The sequence below is a fragment of the Actinoplanes sp. 13 genome (assembly GCF_056134165.1).
Window position 1 is genome coordinate 106081 of the sequence record NZ_JBVYOQ010000013.1, and the last position, 21334, is coordinate 127414.

The 21334-nt window shown below is 67.9% G+C and carries 24 protein-coding genes; 11 read left to right on the forward strand and 13 right to left on the reverse strand.

Going from position 1 to position 21334, the window contains the following annotated elements; all coding sequences use genetic code 11:
* Positions 1–51: 51 nt before the first annotated feature.
* The gene (locus AC0NH5_RS24420) at positions 52–270 is read right to left on the reverse strand and encodes a hypothetical protein (RefSeq protein WP_474407844.1); all 219 of its coding nucleotides are present in this window, start codon (positions 268–270) and stop codon (positions 52–54) included.
* Positions 270–728 (reverse strand): helicase-related protein, encoded by a 459-nt coding sequence (locus AC0NH5_RS24425; protein ID WP_474407846.1) that lies wholly within the window; start codon positions 726–728, stop codon positions 270–272. Before AC0NH5_RS24425 ends, AC0NH5_RS24420 begins: the two co-directional genes overlap by 1 nt.
* A gap of 441 nt (positions 729–1169) precedes the next feature.
* Here AC0NH5_RS24425 and AC0NH5_RS24430 point away from each other — a divergent pair, with 441 nt between their 5' ends.
* From AC0NH5_RS24430 to AC0NH5_RS24450, 5 genes are all read left to right on the forward strand, one after another.
* Positions 1170–1508: a hypothetical protein gene (locus AC0NH5_RS24430; protein ID WP_474407849.1), complete on the forward strand. Its 339-nt coding sequence runs from the start codon at positions 1170–1172 to the stop codon at positions 1506–1508.
* Positions 1501–1815 carry a hypothetical protein gene (locus AC0NH5_RS24435; RefSeq protein ID WP_474407852.1) on the forward strand — a complete coding sequence of 105 codons (315 nt, stop codon included), beginning with the start codon at positions 1501–1503 and terminating at the stop codon, positions 1813–1815. The genes AC0NH5_RS24430 and AC0NH5_RS24435 overlap by 8 nt, the downstream gene beginning before the upstream one ends.
* Positions 1812–2108, forward strand: coding sequence for a tyrosine-type recombinase/integrase (locus AC0NH5_RS24440; RefSeq protein WP_474407854.1), 297 nt, complete (start codon positions 1812–1814; stop codon positions 2106–2108). The genes AC0NH5_RS24435 and AC0NH5_RS24440 overlap by 4 nt, the downstream gene beginning before the upstream one ends.
* A gap of 331 nt (positions 2109–2439) precedes the next feature.
* Positions 2440–3339: a hypothetical protein gene (locus AC0NH5_RS24445; RefSeq protein WP_474407856.1), complete on the forward strand. Its 900-nt coding sequence runs from the start codon at positions 2440–2442 to the stop codon at positions 3337–3339.
* Between the two features lie 255 nt (positions 3340–3594).
* Positions 3595–3807: a hypothetical protein gene (locus AC0NH5_RS24450; RefSeq protein ID WP_474407859.1), complete on the forward strand. Its 213-nt coding sequence runs from the start codon at positions 3595–3597 to the stop codon at positions 3805–3807.
* Between the two features lie 112 nt (positions 3808–3919).
* Here AC0NH5_RS24450 and AC0NH5_RS24455 read toward each other — a convergent pair whose 3' ends face one another.
* The gene (locus tag AC0NH5_RS24455) at positions 3920–4882 is read right to left on the reverse strand and encodes an ATP-binding protein (protein ID WP_474407861.1); all 963 of its coding nucleotides are present in this window, start codon (positions 4880–4882) and stop codon (positions 3920–3922) included.
* Between the two features lie 335 nt (positions 4883–5217).
* Between AC0NH5_RS24455 and AC0NH5_RS24460 the strand changes: the two genes are divergently transcribed.
* Together AC0NH5_RS24460 and AC0NH5_RS24465 are read left to right on the forward strand one after the other, a co-directional pair.
* Positions 5218–5691, forward strand: a complete 474-nt coding sequence (locus AC0NH5_RS24460; protein ID WP_474407863.1) for a hypothetical protein — start codon at positions 5218–5220, stop codon at positions 5689–5691.
* A gap of 182 nt (positions 5692–5873) precedes the next feature.
* The gene (locus tag AC0NH5_RS24465; protein ID WP_474407865.1) at positions 5874–6758 is read left to right on the forward strand and encodes a hypothetical protein; all 885 of its coding nucleotides are present in this window, start codon (positions 5874–5876) and stop codon (positions 6756–6758) included.
* Positions 6759–7146: 388 nt separating this feature from the next.
* Here AC0NH5_RS24465 and AC0NH5_RS24470 read toward each other — a convergent pair whose 3' ends face one another.
* The 4 genes from AC0NH5_RS24470 to AC0NH5_RS24485 form a co-directional block, all read right to left on the reverse strand.
* Positions 7147–7410, reverse strand: a complete 264-nt coding sequence (locus AC0NH5_RS24470; RefSeq protein ID WP_474407868.1) for a hypothetical protein — start codon at positions 7408–7410, stop codon at positions 7147–7149.
* A gap of 148 nt (positions 7411–7558) precedes the next feature.
* A complete protein-coding gene (locus AC0NH5_RS24475; protein WP_474407871.1) occupies positions 7559–7942 on the reverse strand; it encodes an STAS domain-containing protein in 384 nt (127 codons plus the stop codon).
* Positions 7939–10359, reverse strand: coding sequence for a SpoIIE family protein phosphatase (locus tag AC0NH5_RS24480; protein ID WP_474407874.1), 2421 nt, complete (start codon positions 10357–10359; stop codon positions 7939–7941). Before AC0NH5_RS24480 ends, AC0NH5_RS24475 begins: the two co-directional genes overlap by 4 nt.
* A gap of 32 nt (positions 10360–10391) precedes the next feature.
* Positions 10392–11192, reverse strand: a complete 801-nt coding sequence (locus tag AC0NH5_RS24485) for an alpha/beta fold hydrolase (protein ID WP_474407876.1) — start codon at positions 11190–11192, stop codon at positions 10392–10394.
* 158 nt (positions 11193–11350) lie between these two features.
* On the opposite strand from AC0NH5_RS24485, the gene AC0NH5_RS24490 reads away from it, so the two are divergent.
* Positions 11351–11767 carry an STAS domain-containing protein gene (locus AC0NH5_RS24490; RefSeq protein WP_474407878.1) on the forward strand — a complete coding sequence of 139 codons (417 nt, stop codon included), beginning with the start codon at positions 11351–11353 and terminating at the stop codon, positions 11765–11767.
* Between the two features lie 106 nt (positions 11768–11873).
* Complete coding sequence (locus AC0NH5_RS24495) at positions 11874–13550, forward strand: ATP-binding SpoIIE family protein phosphatase (RefSeq protein WP_474407880.1); 1677 nt, start codon at positions 11874–11876, stop codon at positions 13548–13550.
* A 73-nt stretch (positions 13551–13623) separates the two neighbouring features.
* Here AC0NH5_RS24495 and AC0NH5_RS24500 read toward each other — a convergent pair whose 3' ends face one another.
* The 4 genes from AC0NH5_RS24500 to AC0NH5_RS24515 all read right to left on the reverse strand — a co-directional run bounded on the left by AC0NH5_RS24500 (position 13624) and on the right by AC0NH5_RS24515 (position 17821).
* Positions 13624–14019, reverse strand: a complete 396-nt coding sequence (locus AC0NH5_RS24500) for an ATP-binding protein (protein WP_474407882.1) — start codon at positions 14017–14019, stop codon at positions 13624–13626.
* Between the two features lie 123 nt (positions 14020–14142).
* Positions 14143–15051, reverse strand: coding sequence for a GAF domain-containing protein (locus AC0NH5_RS24505; protein WP_474407884.1), 909 nt, complete (start codon positions 15049–15051; stop codon positions 14143–14145).
* Between the two features lie 149 nt (positions 15052–15200).
* The gene (locus AC0NH5_RS24510; protein ID WP_474407886.1) at positions 15201–16049 is read right to left on the reverse strand and encodes a response regulator; all 849 of its coding nucleotides are present in this window, start codon (positions 16047–16049) and stop codon (positions 15201–15203) included.
* 134 nt (positions 16050–16183) lie between these two features.
* On the reverse strand, positions 16184–17821 hold the full coding sequence (locus AC0NH5_RS24515; protein ID WP_474407888.1) for a sensor histidine kinase: 1638 nt from the start codon (positions 17819–17821) through the stop codon (positions 16184–16186).
* A 384-nt stretch (positions 17822–18205) separates the two neighbouring features.
* Between AC0NH5_RS24515 and AC0NH5_RS24520 the strand changes: the two genes are divergently transcribed.
* Positions 18206–18727 (forward strand): GAF domain-containing protein, encoded by a 522-nt coding sequence (locus AC0NH5_RS24520; RefSeq protein ID WP_474407890.1) that lies wholly within the window; start codon positions 18206–18208, stop codon positions 18725–18727.
* Positions 18728–18844: 117 nt separating this feature from the next.
* On the opposite strand, the gene AC0NH5_RS24525 is transcribed toward AC0NH5_RS24520, so the two are convergent.
* Both AC0NH5_RS24525 and AC0NH5_RS24530 read right to left on the reverse strand, forming a co-directional pair.
* On the reverse strand, positions 18845–19462 hold the full coding sequence (locus AC0NH5_RS24525) for a transposase family protein (RefSeq protein ID WP_474408069.1): 618 nt from the start codon (positions 19460–19462) through the stop codon (positions 18845–18847).
* A 245-nt stretch (positions 19463–19707) separates the two neighbouring features.
* Positions 19708–20664: an NmrA/HSCARG family protein gene (locus AC0NH5_RS24530; protein WP_474407892.1), complete on the reverse strand. Its 957-nt coding sequence runs from the start codon at positions 20662–20664 to the stop codon at positions 19708–19710.
* Positions 20665–20753: 89 nt separating this feature from the next.
* On the opposite strand from AC0NH5_RS24530, the gene AC0NH5_RS24535 reads away from it, so the two are divergent.
* On the forward strand, positions 20754–21254 hold the full coding sequence (locus AC0NH5_RS24535; RefSeq protein ID WP_474407894.1) for a MarR family winged helix-turn-helix transcriptional regulator: 501 nt from the start codon (positions 20754–20756) through the stop codon (positions 21252–21254).
* The last annotated feature ends 80 nt before the right edge of the window (positions 21255–21334 follow it).

Genomic DNA, 21334 nt, shown 5'->3' on the forward strand with positions numbered 1-21334 from the left:
GCCTGCCGGTCTCGCGGCCAGGCTCCGAATCGGCAGATCGGCAGTCGCCGTTCACGAGAGGTACAGACGGTCGGTCTCGGCGTCGATGATGCGTTCCTGGTCGAGCGCGCCGACCTGGTAGTCGACCAGCCGCGGGTCGGTCGCGGCGCCGGAGGCTCGTTTAGCGTCGCTGTCGTGCGCGTATGCCCGGAACAGCTTGCGTTTGTCGTGCAGCAGCTCTTCGAGCCGCTCGTCGACCGAGTCCTTGGCCAGCAGCCGGTGGACCCGCACTATCCGCGCCTGCCCCATCCGATACGCCCGCCGGATCGCCTGCTCCTCGGCGACGGTTTGAGCTGTGGCTCGGCGGTCACGACCACCGAGGCGGCCTGAATGTTGACGCCCTGGCCGATCGCCTCGATCTGCCCGATCAGCACGTGGTGCCCGTCATGAGCGGTGAACCGCTCGATCTCCGCGTGCCGGCGGGCCGGTGGAACGTCGCCGGTCAGCACAATCTGCGGTGAACCGGCGAGCGCTGCCGAGATCGCGTCGATCACGTGCCGGAATTGGGAGAAGACGCGCACGACCGGATTCGTCTCTCCGGAATTCTTCCTTGGACCGAACGGCAGGCACCGCACTTGACTGTGCGTGGTCACATGCCTGGTCGCAGCGTTGATCAACTTCTCCGGGATTGGTTGAAATTGGACGGCATAGTGCTGTCGTTCTGTCCGGATCTGCGTATGAAATGACACAAGTTGATGTTACTTAACACAATCGTTATATAGCTGGGGGTCAAGGGGTCGCAGGTTCAAATCCTGTCAGCCCGACTTTTTTAGAACGTCTTCGCAGGTCAGAATCCTGCGGAGGCGTTCTTTTTATTTGCGCTGATTGATTCCAAGGGTGCGTGGAGCCCTTTACTCGGCATCCGGGCGAGTGGATCAAAGTGCATTCCGGAAGCTGTTTCCGCAGCTCAAGGCCGATCTTATGGGCCGAGAGGTCGTTTTCGCGGACTCCTTTACTTGGCTGCCTTCGCCGTGAATGATCGAATGGGTCTTCGAGGCTCCGCTGTGTATCGCTGCAGGTCAGCGGGCCGTGTAGGCCGTTCGGGTGTTGCCCCTTGTGGCCGTTGACCCGGCGGCACCACCCTTTACTCGTGAGCCGTGGTCGTGGCCCGGATTTTTTGGCTGCGGGACGTGAGCACGCCGCTGCGCGACCCCTTGACTCGGGCGGATGCGGTGCCGGGCAGCGACTCCTTGACCAGGGAGATGGCATTGAAAATCGATAATCTCCTGGCTGGTGTTCAGAGTCAGGCCTGGGCGGTGTTGCTGAGAGACTGGGACCGGTCGTTGCGCGCCGGGAATCATCCGGAGACCACTCGGTACAACTATGTGCTCGCTGCTTCGCAGCTGGCCGAGTATCTGGGCGAGCGGATGCCGGAGGTAGGCGGCGCTTGCGATCCGAGCCTGGGGGACAGCCGGCAGGTGACAGCGTTTCAAGCGGCGGTGATCGAGGAGCGCTCGGCGGGTGGATGAGGTGCCCCGGCCGACAGCGTTGCAGAAGCTTGTTGAGGTCCTCAGCGATGAGGAAACGCGACGCATTCTCGAGGTCTGTGGAGGGCGCGGCTTCGTGCACCTGCGCGACCAGGCACTGGTCAGGATGTTCTACAACACCGAGGGCCGTCTGGCTGAGATCGGCGATCTCCTGGTGCCTGACGTCGATCTGGACACTGACTCGGTCGTCCTGACGGGTAAGGGTGGCAGCGCCGGGTGCGGTTCGGGGCCAAGACTGCGGGTGCTCTGCGCCGGTATGTGTGTGCCCGCAGCCGACGCCCGTGCTTGACCGGAATCGAGCAGTTGTGGATCGCCGCGAAGGGTGCCCGGCCGTTGAAGCTGAACGGCATCAAGATTCGGCTGCGGGAGCTGGGGGACAGGGCTGGGGTTGAGCATGTCCATGCGCAGCGGTGGCGGCACAGCTTCGCCCATGAATGGAAGCTGGCCGGCGGCGACACCGGCGACTTGGTGCTGCTGATGGGGTGGGCTTCGGAAGAGATGCCACGCCGTTATGGTGCCAGCGCGGCCGCGGAACGAGCCCAGCAAGTCCACGCGCGCCTCGGCATCGGCGAACGCGTCTAGCGGGTCCGGCCGCCGGCTGAGCCTACGCGGCCAGCGCTGAACGTTTCGTACTGCCTCTCGACGATGCTGGGGCGGCCTGGCGGGTCTCCATGCCCATCCGCGCCAGCAGCGCGTCCATGAAGCCCCGGGACGGGCACACGTTCACGCTCGACCTCGAACCGAGTGACAAGCTCACCAATCTGTCCGTACGGGCGGCCGGCAAGCGCGCCAATCTCCTCTCAGAGTTGTTCCGCCAAGCCGGCGCTGGGCGCACACGGCCGATGAGCCTGGCCAGGATGGGCTGGCTCCGGCCGGCGCCCCGGCCGCGACGATAACCATTACAGTCGCAGTCGTGAGCGCAGATCAGGGTCTTGTCCGGGTGTCCGATTCGTTCGGCGTACGCCGCACCCGAGCCGGATCGATCCTCGCGGATGACGGGACAAACTATCAGGTCAAGTGGGATGACACCGATGAGGAGGAGCTTGTCCCACGGGGAGCCGGCGTTCACGTCGCGACGAGGGGTTCGCTGCGTTTCCTGGCTCTGTCCGACTCCCGGCTGTTCCACGCCGTCTTCGCCCAAGAGCCCCTCGCGGTGGTTCTCCACCTGTTGGCCGAGTCGTCGGTCCCGCTGAAGGTGCGAGAGATCCGGGAGCGTCTGGCCGAGTTCGGTCTCCGGAACGAGACCTGGGCCCGGCACGGACCCCGGGCGCTGGCGGTTCTGCCCAAGTGGCCAAATGTCGTCCGACGGCAGAAGGGCGACACTCTGGCCTACGCCTGGGTGGGGGACGACCTTCCCGCACTCCCGTCAGAGGCCGAGCCTGAACCGGAGCCGGCACCGACTCCCGCGCCTGTGTCGAAGCCCGCTCCTTCTCCCGCCAAGCCGATCGCGGCTGCGACACCGGCCGAACCGGCGGTGCCGTCCGCCGAGCGCCTTCGGCGCCAGATGAGCGCCGCGCGGAGCCTCGGCGAGGTCGCTCGCCTGCTCACGCTCCCGAGAGAGTTCGTGGCTGAGTTGTCACCCGAGGTGGTCGCCTCCGCGCTCCGCCGGGTCGCCGCTGAGGATCGGCTGGTCGCGGGCTGGCTCGACGCCCTGACCGCCTCCGGGCCGATCGGTGCGCTCACCGAGGAACTGGCGACGGCCCGGGCGGCGAACGCCGCACTCCAGAGCCGGGTCGATGAGCTGGAGGAGTGGTGGACGGCCCTTGAGCAGAGCACCGATCCGGGCGCCGCAATCCGCCAGCCGGGTAGCTGAGGAGCTTCTGGTGCGCCGGCTCGGAAGTGCGCAGGTAGGGCGATCCGCACCACCTTGTATCTTCCCTCGCTGGCGCGATACGGAAGTTGCCGGAGACCTGTGCGATGCCAGCGCCGCTAGGGCGCCCGTGGCGCTGGCTGCCAGGTCGGTGTCGCCGGCGCCGTTGAACGCGGCGGCGATGGTCTGCAGGCTCAGGTCGTGCTCTTCGAGCTGCTTGATCGTGGCGATGGTGCCGACGGTCATGGGTCGTAGAACATGCGGCAGATAGCCGGTGATAACCCGGACGGCTACCAGCAGCAGAGACGTCAATCCGACCGCGACCAGAGGTACGGCCGGGTCACGGCGTTGAGCGAGGACGCAACCCGCGACCGCGAACAGCAGACCGGCGATCGGCGGCAGCCGGACGACGAACGACGGGAAGGCCGTGATCAACGCGGCGATGATGAGCGAGGTGATGCCGTCGTCTAGGGCGTAGGCGGTGCCTCGAAGCCCGTTGCTGTAGCCGGACATGAAGACCACCGGCGTGGTTCTACTCCGGTCGGTGTCCTCGGGGTATCCCTCTGCGGTGTCTCACGGGTTGTCAGCAGCGCCCGAGGTCGAGGCGGTGGCTCAGGAGCAGACGGGTGCCGGTGGAGTCGGTGGTGATGTCGAGGCTGGTGCAGGCCTGCTGGATGATCTGCAGCCCGGACCGGCTGGGATGCCCAGCGTCGGCGGCGGTGTGGGCGCCGGGCGGGGCCGGGGTGCGAAGGCCGGGGCCGTGGTCGCTGATCTCGCACCACAGGCGTCCGTCGCGGCGCCACAGCAGGAGCTGGCCGTGGCCGCCGCCGTGGCGTACCGCGTTGGCTACGGCTTCGTGCACGGCCAACACGAACCGGTGGGTGTGGTTCGGGTGCAGCCCATGGCCGGCGAGGGCGCGGATCTGCTCATGGACGGGGCCTAGCATCTGCGGACCGAACCAGCAGGCCAGCAGCACGCGGTCCGGGTCCCGCGGCATGGTGGGGCGGGCCGCGTCGGTTGTGTTCTCGCTGCTGGTACGCCAGCCGTGGGTGAAGACGCCGGTCAGGTTCAGGCCGTGGCGTTCCAGGGTGAGCAGTTCCGTGGCCGCGGCGGTGAACGTCGTGGCCGCCAGTTGGTCGGCGCTGTTCAGCGGGCCGGGGGTATGGCGGTACAGGTCGACGGCCCCGTCGTAGCGTGTCGCGCCGGCGTGCAGCGGCAGCGCGAATACCGCCCGCACACCGGCGTCCAACGCGGCCGGGGTGAACCGGGGCCACCGCTGCCGCCACGACCCGGCCGCCAGATTGGCGGCGTGAACCGGACGACGGGCGGCGGTGGCGTCGCGACACGGGCCCTCGTCCAGCGTTTCCTGCGCGGACTCCAACTGTGAGCTGGCCGTGTCGCTGAAGAACCGGATCACCGGAGTCGTTCCGGCCGGGCCGGCCGACAGGCCCATACCGGCGACACCCGACATCAATGCCGCGCTTGCCCGGCACAGGTCGGTGACGTCCGGGCCGTAGGCGCGCACCAGATCCCACACCCGATCCATATCAGCGCGCTGATGGTCCGTGCCGGCTACCGCCGTTGTCCGGGCAACCGGTTGTTCATCGGTCATGGCTGGGGACCTCGCGTCCGCCTCGGCACCGCCGTGACGAGTTCAGACCCGGCAGCACAGACGCCGGCATCCCACCGAGACAGGGAATCCTCCGCCTCCCGGCGGATTGCTTATCACACTACCCGGGTAGAACGCGCAAACGGCCTGGAATGCAGCAAACCTGACGTCAGCCCTCGAATGGGGGGACCTACGATTACTGCTTCACCCGCTGCCCCAGCCCCTGGTAGCGCGTCCACCACCCTCGTGGTGCCGTCCAGGGAGCACAGCCGATGACCCAGCAGGGCCGCAATGAGTACGATGACGCACACCCCGCCCGATCGTGGGACCTGGTTTGGGCCTACGGCCCCGACCTGGACGCATTGTGCCGGGCCGGCACCGCGTTGATACCCGGCATCACCGGGATCGGCCTGTCCGCCGGCCCTCCGCCACCCGCCCGGCAGGGCACCACGGCTGCGCAAATCCGGTTCAGCAGCGACCAGGCCAGCGCCCGCCTCGAAACCGCGCAGCAAGAACTGAACGATGGCCCATGCCATGACGTCACCACCACCCGCCAACCGGTCCACGCCGCCGACCTGCACGACCCGTCATGGCACGAACGGTGGCCCCGGTTCACCCCCGCTGGTGGTGGGCTCTTGAGAGGGGCCGGCAGAAGAAGCGTTGGCACGGCAACTACCAATCCGGCCGTTCTTGGTGGTGATCAACAGGCCGTCCCAGGGGTCGTGCAGATCGCCGCCCTGTCGTAGGGGTTCGGCGCTGCGGCGTAGCTGGGCCGCGCGGACGTGGGCGCGACGATGCTGGCGGCTGCACGGCCCGGGATCCGCGTTAAAGAAGCTTTAAGGAACGCTTGCTCAGCGTCATGAACTGCTGCCACATCATTGCTCGTACATCTCGGCACAAGCAGTACCGAGACGAAGAGGAGCCGTGCATGTATCGACGCGGAGTCAGCAGCCGGACGCGCAAGCTGGTGATTGTAGGTGCCGCCGCAGCGCTGCTCGGCTCGGCGCTCGCGGTCGGCACGGGGATGAGCCAGGCCGCCGAGTCCGGTGACATCAACGCTTTGGTGCCGGCGCTGGGTTTCAGCCCGGGCAATCCGAACGCGACGGCCGACCGCGTGGGCCCTACCGGGGTGAATGTTCCCGGTCGCTGCCCACCCACTCAGGCCCAAGTGAACGCGCAGGTAGCGCTCAAGAATGCGAACCTTCCGAGTGGAACGGACCTTGAAAGCCGCATCCAACGTTTTGAAAAAACCTTGTCGGCGATTCAGGACTTGAAATGCCCCGCATCTTCCACGACTTTGCTGGGCCGCTTGAAGTCCTTGACCGCGCTGCGCGCAAATGCGGACCGCGATGACATCCTGCGTGGCTTGGGTCTGAACGAAACGCCAGCGGATAAAGCCGCCGCCACAGGATCCGGTGACGCGGCCGCGAGTGGAGCGACGGGGAACGCCGGAGCCGGCTCCGATGACATCAACGCTTTGGTGCCGGCGCTGGGTTTCAGCCCGGGCAATCCGAACGCGACGGCCGACCGCGTGGGCCCTACCGGGGTGAATGTTCCCGGTCGCTGCCCACCCACTCAGGCCCAAGTGAACGCGCAGGTAGCGCTCAAGAATGCGAACCTTCCGAGTGGAACGGACCTTGAAAGCCGCATCCAACGTTTTGAAAAAACCTTGTCGGCGATTCAGGACTTGAAATGCCCCGCATCTTCCACGACTTTGCTGGGCCGCTTGAAGTCCTTGACCGCGCTGCGCGCAAATGCGGACCGCGATGACATCCTGCGTGGTTTGGGTCTGAACGAAACGCCAGCCGGATAAAGCCGCGAGGAATGCGGCGCCGCAAACGCGCCAGCGAAACAGGCGGCTCGCAGAGCGGCGCCGCGGACAACGGCAACCTGGTCCTTCGCGGATCCTGATGCACCGCACGGAACCGCCTCGCCGGAGGCCCTCGCACCACGGGGGTCTCCGGCGCGTCCGTGTGTGGGTCATGCGCGTGGGGACCTTCGGCTACTTCGGCACGCTGACCGACCCCGGCGCTGAGGAGTATCGCGAGCCCCTCGCGCACCGCACCGGCGAGCTGCTCGGCGTCTGCCGGCCACGGTTCTGGGAGGCGCTGGCCGGGAGCTTCGGCGAGCGCACCATCGGGGTCCACGGCGGGACGGAGAGCACGCTGAGGGCGGTGGCGCTTTCCTGCGGAGCGGACCCGTCATCCGCCCAGCTCCCCGTCGCGCTCGTGCATCACCGGAGCGGTCATGCCCGCCTCCGCAAGCCGCGGCACCACGCGCTCGGCGTCCTGGCGGAACTCCGGCGGCGGGGGCTCCGGATCGGCCTGCTGAGCGACTGCGGTGCCGAGCTGACGCAGTGCTGGAGCCCCACCGCGTTCGTCCCGCTCGTCTTCTCCTGGCAGGAGCGATGCCGCAAGCCCGATCCGCGGCTCCATGCGCCGGTGGCGCGGCGCCTCGCCGTCCACCCTGAGAAGTGCTCGCCACGAACGCGCTGGTCCCGGAGGCGGCCCGGTACCCGGCGCGCCGAGAGCGGCGACCCCTCGGACGTTGCGAGGAAATTTCCGACCTTGACCTGGGGGGAGAAACGATATCAATGGAGTGGCGCTGATCTTCCTACTGCGATGTACCTGAATCGGGATGGTCGTTCGACAGACGGGTCAGGTCGGTGAGCGCCTCGTCCAAGGTCGCGGTGAGCAGTTCGGGCAGGAAGCCGACGAGGTCCAGTGTGAAGCGGACTACTCCGTCGGCTGGGGCGACCACCCGTACCTGTGCCTGCCGGTTGAGGAAGGCGGCCACTACTCGGTCGAGGCAGGTCAGTCCAGCGCTGTCGAGGAAGGTGACCGGGGTCAGATCGATCACTACTCCGGCGGCTGCGCGGGTGGCAGTGAGCACATCGATTTCCATCTGGCTGGCGTTCACATGATCGACTTCGCCGTGGAATCGTACGACCGCGCAGTCGCGTTCGGTCGTCAGGGCGACCCGGTTCGCGGCGGTCATGGCCTTGTTCCCCGAAATCTGCGACGCATCAGTACCGTCGTGCCCTCGCCGCGATCCACTACGAGGTCGTCCATCAGCCGTCCCATCAGCGCCATTCCGCGTCCGCGGTCCGCGGTGGTCTGCGGCGCTCGCCAATGACCGGAGTCCTTGACCTGTATCTCTATGGTGTTTCCGTCGATCGTCGCGCTGACTTGGACGCGCATGTCCGGGTTCCGCCGGTATCCATGTTCGATCGCGTTGGCGACCGCTTCGGAACAGGCCAGCACGACGCTGTATCGTTCCCTTTCAGGCACAGCGGAGCCCGCCATCCAGTCGTCGAGTTCGGCTCTCATGGTGGGTAGTGCCCCCATCTCGGCAGGCACATTCTTGTCGAATCGGGGTGCGCCGTCGAAGGCCAGAGCGAGCAGGCACATGTCGTCGTGGCCGCCGTCGCCGCGCAGCATCGTGTCGCTGATCTGTTCGGCCAGCGATGCCAGCGGGGTCGTCCAGTGGTCGCCCAGCGTCCTTTCCAGCCGGCTCAAGCCCTGGTCGATGCGCTCGTCGCGGCGCTCCACGAGGCCGTCGGTGTAGAGCAGCAGCCGCGAACCGCGGGGAATGCTCAATTCGGCCTCACGCCGCCGGCGGTTGCCGGCTCGAGTGCCGAGCGGGCCGGAACGTCCTTCCCATAGAAAGTTCGGTCCGGTACCGGGGGACAGCAGCAGCGGCGGGGGGTGCCCGGCGCAGGCGTAACGCAACTGACCGGTGTCGAGTTCCAACTCGGCATAAGCCAGGGTGGCCATCTGGCCCGCCTCCAGGGTGGCAACGAAGTCGTCCATATGGTGTAGCACGTCGGCCGGGCTGCGCTCCGCCTTGGCCAAGGCACGTACCGCGCTGCGGAGCTGCCCCATCGCACTGGCCGCCCGCACGCCGCGGCCCACTACATCACCGACGACGACCCCGACGCTGCCGCTGACGGTGATGAAGGCGTCGTACCAGTCGCCGCCGACCTCCAGGGTCTGCACCGCTGGGCGGTAAACCGTCGCTATGTGGAAGCGGCTGTCGGTCGGCCGTTCGCCGGCCAGCAGGCTGCGCTGCAACGTCAGTGCCACCTGCCGGTCCCGCTCGGCGAGACGAGCGTTGTCCAGCGCGAGTCCCGCTCGATCAGCGAGGTCGAGCAGGAATGCCGCATCGATGCGGTCTGGCACTGCGGGCTTGCCGGCGAGTAGCAGGGTGCCGACCACCTCGCCGCGTGCCCGCAGCGGTAACCCGACCGCGGGGCGGCCATCCGGCGCCGCCAGTGGTACCGGCCGGGCCTCGCCGGAACTCTGTACCCGCCGGATGGTGTCGTGCACCAGGTCGGTCAGCGGCCATGGCCTGCCCGCGTCAGCACTGCTCACGGGATCCGTGGCGGCGTGCGGTGCACTGCCGGCCAGCCATCCCGCCTGGTCGTCGTGGGCGAGATCGACCTGCGCGTACTCTGCCAGGTCGGGCACCACCATCGTCACCAGCCGGCGGGCACGGTCGGCGGCTGCCATCGGCTCGTCGAGGTCGCGGCCCAGGCGCGCCAGGAACGCCGACTGCCAGGCCCGCCGCGTGGTCTCCTCATAAAGGCGCGCGCGTTCCAGCGCCTGCCCGGCTTGCCGGCCGAGGGTCCGCATCAATTCGATCTCGTCGGCATCGAACTGCCGGGCGGCGGCGAAGCCGAACGACACCACGCCCAGCACTTGATCGTCAGCGGCCAGGGGAGTCGACACCTGGTCGGCAACCTGACCCTGCCCGGGTCCGACCAGTTCTGCGCTGCGAGCCGCAAGAGCCTGCGGAACCGGATCGTCGAGGCTGATGGATGTGGAGTCTCCGGTGGCAGCCCTCGCGTCTGTCAACACGGAGTGGTCGATGTCCAGCAGCCAGACCGTGGTGGTGGCGGCCTCGAACGCTGCCGTACCCGCGGCAATGATCGGATCGACCAGTTCGACGGCCCGTTCGATGGCGGCGCACCGGACCACCATGTCCTGCAGCGCGCGCAGCCGCACCGTAGTGCGTTCGGCGCGCCGGCGTTCGGCGAGCAGTTCCCGCTCATAGGAACGCCGGTCGGTGGCGTCGAAGACTGTCATCCGCAGCACAGTCGAGCCGGTCGCCGGGTCGCCTCGCTGGACCGCATTGATCAGTGCGTCCAACAGGGTGCCGTCTGCCCGGCGAAACTCCATGGCGACCCCGCGTACCTCGCCCTGCATGTGCAGCAGCGGGCGCAGATGAGTCTCGTGGAAGATGCGGCTGCCGACGCCGTAAAGCTCTTGGACGCGGCGGCCGAGCAGATCCTCGCGGCGGTGGCCGGTCCAGTCGAGGAAGGTCTGGTTCACCCTGACCAACACACCGTCGGACAGCACCGAGAGGTAGCCGCACGGGGCGTTCTCGTACAACTCCTCGGCGCTCTCGGTCAACGGGCCGACGGGTTCAGCCGGTGGTACCAGGCTCACAGGCGTTCCAGGAACGCGCGGATCGCCCGGGTTGTCTCCTCCGGCGCGCTGAGGTTGGGGCAATGCCCGGTGGCGGCCAGACGAACAAAGGTGCTCCGTGGAAGTTGGCGGTGCACGTACTCACCGACCTCGTCCGGTGCGATGACATCCTCACTGCATTGCAGGACCAGGCTCGGCACTGTGACCTTGGGCAGGTCCGCCCGGTTGTCGGACAGGAACGTGACGCGCGCGAACTGCGCGGCGATCGCCGGATCGGTGCGGCAGAAGCTGTTGGTCAACTCGGCGCCCAGATGAGGGCGATCAGGGTTCGCCATGATTACTGGCGCCATTGCGGCCGACCAACCGAGATAATTGCTGTCCAGCGATTCCAGCAGCTCCACGATGTCGGCCTGACTGAAACCGCCACGGTAGCCCTCGTCGTCGATGTAGCGTGGTGACGGCCCGATCAACACCAGACCGGAGAAACGATCCGGTTCGGTCACCGCGGCAAGCACACCGATCATCGCGCTGACCGAGTGGCCGACGAAGACGATGTCGGACGCCTCCGAAGCGGCCAGGATCTCCAGGACGTCGTCGGCGTAGCCCTGTAGCGATCCGTAGCGCTGGGGGTCATAGGCCGACAAGTCGGAGCCGCCAGCGCCGACGTGGTCGAACAGCACCACCCGGTGATCCGCGGCGAGTTCCGGCGCAACGAAGCGCCACATGTTCTGGTCACAGCCGAAGCCATGAGCCAGGACGATGGTGCGGCCATCGGCGGGTCCAGTCACCGTGACATTGTTGCGGGCCAGCGTGTTCACGAGCGGTGACCCTACCTTCCCGGCGGACGTACCGGCAGTCGCACCACTGCTGCACGAGATAATCGAAGCGAGGACCTCCTCAGGCAGCAGGCTCCGCTGTGATGGCCGGAGGGGGCGGGTGGTTCGGGTTAGGCGTTCGGTGGACCGTCGACCGGTGCATGAAACCGGTGGTCGCGCTGGGGCTAGCATCGGGGCCTGAGGGGAGGGGTCGCGTGGATCAGGCTGCGTTGATAGAGGTGCGGGTGGATCGCAGTCATCTGCCGGCCGCGTTGGTCGTGCGGATCCTCGGTGAACTCGACTTCGGCACAACCCCGAAGCTGTTGAGTGCAGTTGACGGTGAGCCACCTGCCGGTGCTTCGGTGATCGTCGACCTCAGCCAGGTCGGGTTCTGTGACTCCAGCGCGCTGGGTGCGCTGATCGTGATGCAGCAGGCCGCGGACACCGGCGGTGGCCGGACCTTTCTGGCCGGCGCCCAAGCTCAGGTGGCCTCGGCATTGATCATGACGAATGTCGATGAGCTGTTCGTGATGTGCGCGGACGTCGACGCTGCTCTGCGCCAGATCGGCTGCCCGTGAGCGGGATTCACGAGCCGAGGAGCGGCCGGTCTCGTGCCGTTGCCGTACGGTGACCTCTAGTGAACAGCCTGGCCACAGCGGCGGGCCCGCTGAGCAACTGAGGGCGTTGCGGGCGACCATCGAGGCGCAGGCGGTGGCGTTGGCCGATGCTCAAGCTCGGCTGGAAGCCGAGCGGGAACTGGTCGACCGGTTGCAGAGTGTCGGCCGGCGGTTGACCTCCCAGCTGGACATGGACGTGCTGGTGCAAGATGCGACCGACGCGGCCACACAGGCTACGGGCGCGGCGTTCGGCGCATTCTTCTACAACGTGGTCAACGACCGGGGCGAGTCGTACACCCTCTATACGTTGTCCGGGGCGCCACGGGAGGCGTTCTCGTCGTTTCCGATGCCGCGCAACACGGCGGTGTTCGGGCCGACGTTCGCCGGGGACGGGGTGGTGCGCTCCGACGACATCACCGCCGATCGTCGGTACGGCCGGAGCGCTCCGTATCACGGCATGCCCGCGGGACATCTGCCGCTGCGCAGCTATCTGGCCGTGCCGGTGGTCTCCTCAACCTCGCGTGAGGTGCTCGGCGGGTTCTTCTTCGGCCACCCCGACGTCGCCCAGTTCACCGAACGGCATGAGCAGCTCGCCGTCGGTATCGCCGGGTATGCGGCCATCGCGCTGGACAACGCGCGCCTGTTCGCCCTGCACCGCAATACTGCTGTGGAGTTGCAGCGCAGCATGTTGCCGGTGATCGATGCGGTGCCAGGCTTCGACGTCGCGTCGAAGTATCTGCCGGCGGCCACCGGTTCCCAGGTCGGCGGGGACTGGCTGGACGTCATCGCCCTGCCGGGGCGGCGTACCGCGTTCGTCATGGGTGATGTGATGGGTCGCGGTGTGACCGCGGCGGCGGTCATGGGGCAGATCCGCACTGCCGTGCGCGCCTACGCCGCCTTGGACCTGCCACCCGATCAGGTGCTGCAGCATGTCTCGGAGCTGGCTCGCACCATGCCCGGTCACCAGTTCATCACCTGCGTGTACGCGGTGTACGACCCGATCGGCAGCACGTTGACCTACGCCAACGCCGGCCATCTGCCACCGGCGATCGTCTCCGCGGACGGTGCCGTGACGTTTCTGCGTGAGCGGCTGGGGCTGCCACTGCGCATCGGAGTCCGCTTCAAACAGCGCGAGGTGGACTTCCCGCCCGGCACCGGACTGGCGCTCTACACCGACGGTCTCGTCGAGCGCCGTGACCGGCCCGTCGACGACGGCATCGACGAACTTGGCCGCGCCCTGCACCAGTTCGCCGTCCGGCCCGGCACGGAGATCGACGTCGCTTGCGACAAGCTCATCGACCAGCTCACCGGCGGGAACTACGACGACGATGTCGCGTTGCTCTACGCCCGCAACACCCATCCGCCCGGCCGGCTCGCCATCCAGCCGCTCACCCCCGCCCCGGGCATCGCCGCGGAAGCACGCCGCTTCATCCGCAACGCGGTGTCCGCCTGGCGCATCGAGCACATCACCGACCAGGTGACCACCGTCGCCACCGAACTGATCGCCAACGCCGTACGCCACACGTCGGCCCCGCTGCAGCTACGCCTGCACCACTGCCACGACCGGCTCGTCATCGACGTCAGCGACCGTGACCCTCGCACCCCTCGCCGCATGCAACCCCGCAACACCGCGCCGGGCCGTCGTGGCCTGGTCATCGTCGAGACTCTGGCTCACCGCTGGGGCACCCGCCCCACCGATGACGGCAAAATCGTTTGGGCGGAACTGGTCGTACCCAGCGCATAGGCCGAACCTCGCGCACAGCCTTCCCCTGTCGACCGTCTCGCGGATTGCCATGCCAGTGCCGTGCGGGGACCGGCTACACCGTGCCGGCCGGCGGTGATGCCGGCAGGAGCACCCATACGCATTTTCCGCGGCCGTACGGCTGCACACCCCAGGCGCGTGACAGGGCTTCGATGATGGCCAGGCCACGTCCACCGGTCTGGTCGCCGCGTCTCCGGCGTGGCGGGGCGGCGGTACGGTCCGCGGCGGTCACGGTGACCCGGCCCCGTACGGCGTGAACGGTGAGGTCCAGGATTCCGCCGCCGTGGCGGATCGCGTTGGTGACCAGCTCGCTGACCACCAGCGTCGCGTTGTACAGCCAGTCGGCGTCGGTGAAGCCCCACGCCCGCAGCACGCAGCGGGCAGCGTTCCGGGCAGTCGCGGTCGCATCCGTGTGGGGCGGCACGTCCAGATGCGCGACGAGGGCGCTCATCGGCCTGGCACCTCCTTGCGGCGGCGGAATGATCGGCAACGTTGCTCGGGTTCTTTTACCCGGCCATACCGTTCTCACGCCGGTGTCGCCACCGAGCCACGCGCTCGCGGACGATGCCGCAGGTCAGCGGTGGAGGTAGACGGCCAGACCGCCGAGTTCTTCGTTGGCGATGAACACTGACCGCACCGTGAGGATGGCTTCCTCGACGTGGGCGGTGCAGCCCCACGCGGAGTCGCCCCACGAATCGGCGATTTTCAGGTCGGCGGGGCCGGTGCAGCCGTCGACGCCGCCGAGCTGGCAGTGCTCGGGCCGGGGGGTGACGGCGTGGGTGGCGGCGGCGGCGCGCATCCGGTCGGCGAGTTGCGCGGCGGCGGCGGCGCGCTGTTCGGCCTCGGCACGCAGCTGCTGTTCCGCGCGGGCGGTGGCCTCTAGCTGTTGCGCTTGGGCACGGGTCCGGTCGAGTTCCTGTCGCAGTTTGATGTGCGCGCTCACTGCCTCTGCCAGGGTGTGCAAAGTCTGCACCTGCTGTTCCTGCCACGGGCGCGGGTTGTCGTCGACGGCGCACAGCCCGCCGATGACGTGTCCGTCGCGGTCGCGGACCGGCACACCGGCCCAGGCGCCGATACCGAGCTGCTCGACGGCGGGCACGTCCCGGATGCGGGGGTCGTGGCGGGCGTCGTCACTGATCAGCGCCTGGTTGGTGGCGATCAGGATGTGGCAGGGGCTTTCGTGGACCAGGTTCTGCCGCTGACTCACGGGTAGTTCCGGGCCGCCGTGGCAGCTTTTCCAGAAGGACCGCCTGTCGTCGACGACGGTCACGAACGCCCGCCGGGCTCCGGTGACCTGAGCGGCCAGCCGAGTCAGGGCATCGAACTCCTCTTCGGGTTCGGTGTCGAGCAACCCGGTGGAGCGCACCGCCGCCAACCGTGCCGGATCGAGGACCGCCGCCGGCAGGCCCGCCGCGGCCTGGCTGTTGCTGGCCGTCGGCGGAGTGTGCTGCTGCTGCGCGTCGGTGGTGATGCCCGCGGTCATGGCTACGACTGTAAGTCAGCCCTCGGCAGTGTGCATATCAGTGGTCGGCCCCTGGCGTGGGCCCCTCACGCCGCGGATGGTGGTCCCGTGGCGAAGCCGGCGCCGGACGAGCAACGACATCGCCCGGACGGCAGATCTGCGGCTGCGGTTCAGGATAGCCGGTATTGCTCGATCAGCGTCATGATCTCGGCGGCGGCGTCACGCAGGTGCGCCAGGCCCGACTCGGTGAAGGTGCGGGCGCTGGTGCCGAGCACGCAGTGGGCGCCGAGCACCTGCCCGTTGTGGTCGATCAGGGGAACGCCTGCGTAGCTGACAACGCCGTCGATCGTCACCAGGGGATTGTGCTGCTGCAGAGGGTCGACGGTGGCGTCCGGGACCACGTAGGGGCGAGCGGTGGGGATCGTCTGAGCGCAGAAGGACCACTCGACGGGGGTACCGCCGGCTTCGGCGATCCAGCCGGTCACGCCGTGCGCACCGACGGTGAACTGGGCGGTGTCCAGCCCGATGGTGGCCATGGCGATCGGTAGCTCCAGCCTTCGGGCGGTGCGTTCGGTGATCGCCTCGATGCCCCGGCGCAGCTCGGGATGGTCCCAGTCGTAGCCGGCCAGCGCCCGCAGCCGGCGCCGGTCCAGCAGCGGTGAAGGCGGGTCCGGCCAGTCCGGCCTGGTCGTGGCGAGCAGGCTCTCGACGTGTGCCTTCAAGACGCGGGGGCGCAGCGGTTTGGGCAGCACCTCGTCGACGAAGACGGTGGCATCGTGCGGCGCATCCGTGCTGATCATCAGCAGCGGCACGGCGGCGGTCCGGGGGTCGGCGCGTAGCGTCTGGGCGATCTGCAGACCGGTCATGCCTGGTAGGTGATGGTCGAGGATCACCAGGTCGGGTTGATGCCGGACGATCAGGGGCAGGGCTTGTTCCCCGTCGGGTGCGGGGTAGACGGTGTATCCGGCCTCCCGCAGTACGACTGACAGCACATCGACGACGTCGGCGTCATCCTCCACTGCGACCACCACCGGCATGAACCGCCCGCTTTCTCGTGTCCTCGGGCCGGCGTCACGCCGAGCACCCTGCCTGCATCATCGGCTGCGGGCGAGCTCATGTGAGGTCAGTTCGCAGGCGGCCGTGAGGTCCGGCCTCACCCGTCCTCGGAAGTGGTTTGCGGCTTGACAGGCAGTTCGATGAGGAAGGTGGTGCCGGGCCCGCGGTGCTCGGCCACCATGATGGTGCCGTGGTGGTGTTCGATGATGCTGCGAGTGATGACCAGGCCGAGACCGGTGCCGGGGATGCGCCGGTCCACGGCGGTGGAGGCGCGGTAGAAGCGGCGGAACAGCCGGGGTCGTTCGGCGGCGGGGATGCCGATGCCGGTGTCCGCGACGCTCCAGGTGATCTTCTGTGCGGTGGCGTCGGTGCCGGCGGTGACGGTGATCCGGCCGCCGGCGGGGGTGTATTTGATGGCGTTACCGATGAGGTTGTCGGCGACCTGCCGTAACCGCAGTGGGTCGGCGGTCAGCTCGAGCCGCTCGGGGAGATCCACTGCCACGGTGAGGTGTTTGTCGTCGGTGGCTGCGGCGGCGGCCTGTAGGGCCTGGGTGATGATGGTGCACAGATCGGTCGGGCTGGGGTCGATGGTCAGATGCCCGGCTTCCAGGCGAGCCAGGTCGAGCAGGTCCTCGGCCATGATCGACAACCGTTCGGCGTTACGGGTTATTGCCTGCAGATGGTGGAGCTGCTCGTCTGCGGTCAGGTCGCCGAGTTCTTCGGTGAACATGGCGGCGGTGGTGGTGATCACCGCCAACGGGTTGCGTAGCTCATGGGTGACCATGGCCAGGAACTCGTTCTTGGTCCGCGCCAGTTCGACGGCGAGCTCCTCGGCGCGGCGCCGTTCCAGGTACTGCCCGACCTGGGCGGCCACCCCGTTCAGCAGGCCGAGCAGGCTGTCCTCCGGGTCTTCGGCGTGATCACCATAGACACACAGGGCGCCGAGCATCCGCGGGCCGCTGCACAACGGGACGCCCACGGCGACGCGTAGCCCGATCCGGGCGGCGGCGCGGCTGCGCAGCGATGCGCTGTCGACGCTCAGATCCCGGATCCACAGCGGCCGGCGACCGGCGTAGACCCGGCCGGGCAACCCGACGCCGGGCTCGAGCTGATCGAGGGCAAAGTCATGCAGCCGCCGGTCCGGCCCGACGTAACGGGCGGCGCAGACCAGTAGTTGCCGGTCGTCGTCGGCCAGCCACAACTCGGCCACCGGCCAGTTCATCGTCACCCCGAGCGCCTCGACGACCCGTGTGGCAGCCCCCGTGCTCGACTCGGCTTCGGCCAAGCCCCGGGCCACGGCGGCCTCTACCGCGGTGAACCGGCTGGCGCGCTGGGCGATGGTGATGTCGTGGGCGAACACGTGAAAAACACGGCCTGTGGGCTCGTCGGTGGCCGTCAGCGTCATCTCGATAGGGAACTCATGACCGTCGGCGTGCCAGGCCATCCACTGCAGGCGCCGGTCCAAGGTCTGCCCAGGCTCACCGCCCGCCAACGCGGCCAGCTCCCTGCGGCCAACCTCGCGTGCGGCAGGCCGCACGATCAGCTCCTCGATCGACCGGCCGTACGCCTGCGCCCTGGTGTAGCCGAATGCCGTCTCGGCTGCCGGGTTCCACGCCAGGACCCGCCCCGTGGCGTCGAACGCGAAGTAGGCCTCCAGGGCTGCCGCCAGCACCACCCACGACGAGGCGGGCAGCGCGGCGTCCGGGTCACCCGTGAGTGCGGGTTCTGCGGGCATCATTCCCCCCGGCGAAGCTGTGGCGCGATCGGCCGACGGCGTTGCGGGGGAGGCGGACGACACCGTCATGCCCAGCCTAGCGGCACCAGATGGCGGGCGTTCGCGAACGGAAACGTCGATGTCGGCGTCACGTGACCGCCGCCCGCGCATCGTTCGTCGTGTCATCGGCGCCCTCGCATGAATCGTCCGATCAGCGAGGCCGGAACTCAGGTATCTCGGTTCGAGTTCGATCGAGCGCCGCCCAGCGGTGCGGCGGTCGACCAGGTCAGCGCCCGCGCGTTATGGCAGCGGTGACGGTGCGCAACCGCATCGCCACCTCCCGGCGCCCCGACCGGTGACCGACGGTCAATAGCGTAGGTGCTTCCTCAAGATTTGGAAGGTCCCATGGTGATCACTCCCAGCTGCGACACCGCACCCGATGCGCTGACTCGCCCCGAACGTCTGCAGGCCGTGGCCAGGCTCCTGCCGAGCACCGAGGAAACACCGCAGCCGCTGCAACAATTCATCGAACACGTCGCGGACATGCTGCAGGCCCCGTGTGCCGGAATCTCGCTGATCCTCGACACCGCCGGCATCCTGGTCGCCACCCACGGGGTCGATGGCTGGCTCGCCGAAGCCGGAGGCATGCCGGCCGAATGGGCACCGTGCGCCACGGTGGTGCGCACCAACACCCCCTTGCTGATCACCGACATGCACGACGATCCCGCCCACACCGCCAACCCGCTGGTGACGATCACCGGCATCCGCAGCTACGCCGGTGTCCCGCTGCACCTGGACGGACAGCCGGTCGGCTCGTTATGCGTACTCTCCGGGCAGCCGGGAGCGTTCTCCTCCGCTGATCTCAACACGCTCAGCGCCTTGACCGCGCACGCTGTTCAGCTGCTGCAGGACGTAGCCCGCAACTAACCGGCCGGGCCTAAATCCTCCGGACCGCCCGGCGTACGACAGCCCTGCGCTGACCTTCGCCTGAAAGGCTCGACACCCTTCATGACCACCGACGTTGCCGCCGACCACCCCTACGGACTAGTGCGGGCGACCGTAGCTGACCTGGCCGTCCTGATCGTGACCGCGCTGAAGACTACCCCTTGTCCGGTACGAGTAGCTGATACCTCTTTCAATGTTCGTCTTCGCGCCCATACCGCCTTGACCACCCGGTGAGCCCCCGCCGCCTGCAGCGGTCAAGACACATGCTGCCGGACGCTCTGGCGGGTCAGGCACGGCCCGTACCAGCCGCAGAAGGCTGCTGCGGCTGGTGACCATCCCTGGAACCGCCGCCAGCCGTGCCCCTGCTCGGCCGGCGAGCGCCAGGCCGATCGCCGTGAGCATGCTCCGCAGGCGGTCGGTGCTGCGCAATCGGCGGCAGGTCACGCCGTCTACCTGCTCGACGAAGGTCCGGACGGTGCAGGCGGGATTGCCGCAGATGAAGCGGCGTACCTGCAGCCAGATCTTGGCGGCCACGCCAGCTATCGGGACGTCCGTCAGGTTGCGCGAGTACCGTCCGTGCACGCGATCCGAAGCCGTGCCGCAGGACCAGCAGGTCGCCGTCTGAACTCGTACGCTGGCCGACAGCCACAGCCCATCATCCGACTGCTCAATCCCCTCGATACTGAGCGCGCCAAGGTGCGGCAGGAGTCGGCTGATCGTCGCGTCACACGGAGTGCCAACGAGTCATCTGCGAAGATCAACAACACTTCCTGTGCCAGAACCCGGAACTCACGAACAAAACCAGTGGCTACAAGCGGCTTGAAGTGGCCCCACCGGACTCGATGGTATGACGGTGTGATCTGGCCCGCGGAGGGGCCGATGCGAGGATCGACGGGCTGTAGTCGGAAGGCGACCCGAGATGGCCGATCGACACACCGACCCCGTACAGGGGCTCCTCGGCCTCAGAGGTCGAGAGCCCGGAAGCGGTGGCGGTTGGCGGATGCCCAAGTGGTGAACGACTGAAGGCCCGGGTTGAGGTCACGCAGCCAGTTGAAGTCGATCTGGGTCAGGTCCTTTTCGGCGTTGACGAAGTACTGGAACATGTTGGCCAGCTCGCCGGCGTCGGGCATGCCCGAGTGAGTTAACGCGGCCGGATCGACCGGTACGTAGTGCACAGGTTCGCCGAGCGCGTCGGCAACTCCGGCGGCGAAATCCTCTCCGGAGCACAGGTCACTCGCGATCGGCACGGTGCGACCGACGAGGGCGTCACCCCTGCTGAAGATGGCGTACGCGATACGGCCGACGTCGTCGACGGTGCCGCTGACCACCCGGGCAGAACCGATCGGCATCGCCAGCACGAGGGTGCCGTCCTCCGTGCGTCGCGGGGCATTGAAGGTGAACAGCGACTCGTAATACATCGGCGCGGTCACGAACGTGGTGGGGACCTCCGCGTCGAGGAAGAACGCGTTCGCTTCGGCCTTGCCGTCGGCGTGCGGCACGGTATAGCCGGCTTCCTGGCGCGGGGCGTCCGGCAGGTAGGGCCGGGTGTCGGCAAGTGTGGACCAGATGACGTGCCGCAGGCCGGTCGCGGCGGCCGCCTGGGCCGCGTTCGCGGCCTGCCCCTGTTCGCGTTCGGTCCGGGAGGTCCAGACCGAGCCCGCAGCCGGCGGCTCCCACCAGTTCGTCACCACGAACGCTCCGTGGGCGCCGTCGAAAGCACGGCGCAGGCTCGCCTCGTCGTCCAGATCGGCCTCGACCACCTCGATACCCGCGGCCAGGAGGTCTTCGGCCTTCGCCCTGTCCCGGGTCACCGCGCGAGCGGTGAACCCGCCGGTGGGATCGGCCGCGATGGCGCGGACGACGCTGCCTCCCTGAGCCCCGGTGGCACCCAGCACGGTGATGATGCGTTTCGCGCTCATTCTCAGCTCGACTCTCTAGATTGACGTGTCAAGCTAGACCTTAGAGAGCCTCAGCTTGATGTGTCAATCTAACTTGTAGGATGCTGACCATGGCGGCTGAAACCTGGCTTGACGACATCCAGCAGAAGACGTGGCGGAGCTACCTGACGATGGTCAGGGAACTCGAGCGCCACCTGCGGCAGCACCTACAGCACGAGTGCGGCATGTCGGTACCCGAGTACGAGCTGCTCGCGCGCCTCTCCGAAGCCCCCGGACACCGCTTGCCGGTAGCCACCCTCGCCGAGAGCACCGGCTGGGACCCGAGCCGCCTGTCCCACCAGCTGACCCGGACCGGTAAACGCGGCCTGATCGGCCGTGTACCCTCGCCGCACACCCGGTACCCCGACGTCGTCCTGACCGAAGAAGGCTTCGCCCTCATCACCAGGGCTGCGCCTCGACACGTCGCAGCTGTCCAGTCACTCTTCCTCGAGCCCTTGGGCCAGGAGGGTCGGTCGGCCCTTGACGCCATTACCCGGAAGATCCTCGGCGGCCTCGACGCCCACCAAGCCGACGACTGCTCCCTCAGGACGGACGCACCTCAGGAGGAGTGAGATAGCTCCCCACCGGGCCCAAGGGTCCCTACGGCACGTGGGCCAGGTCAGGCGCCAGGATCGTGGGCTGCGTGACCTGC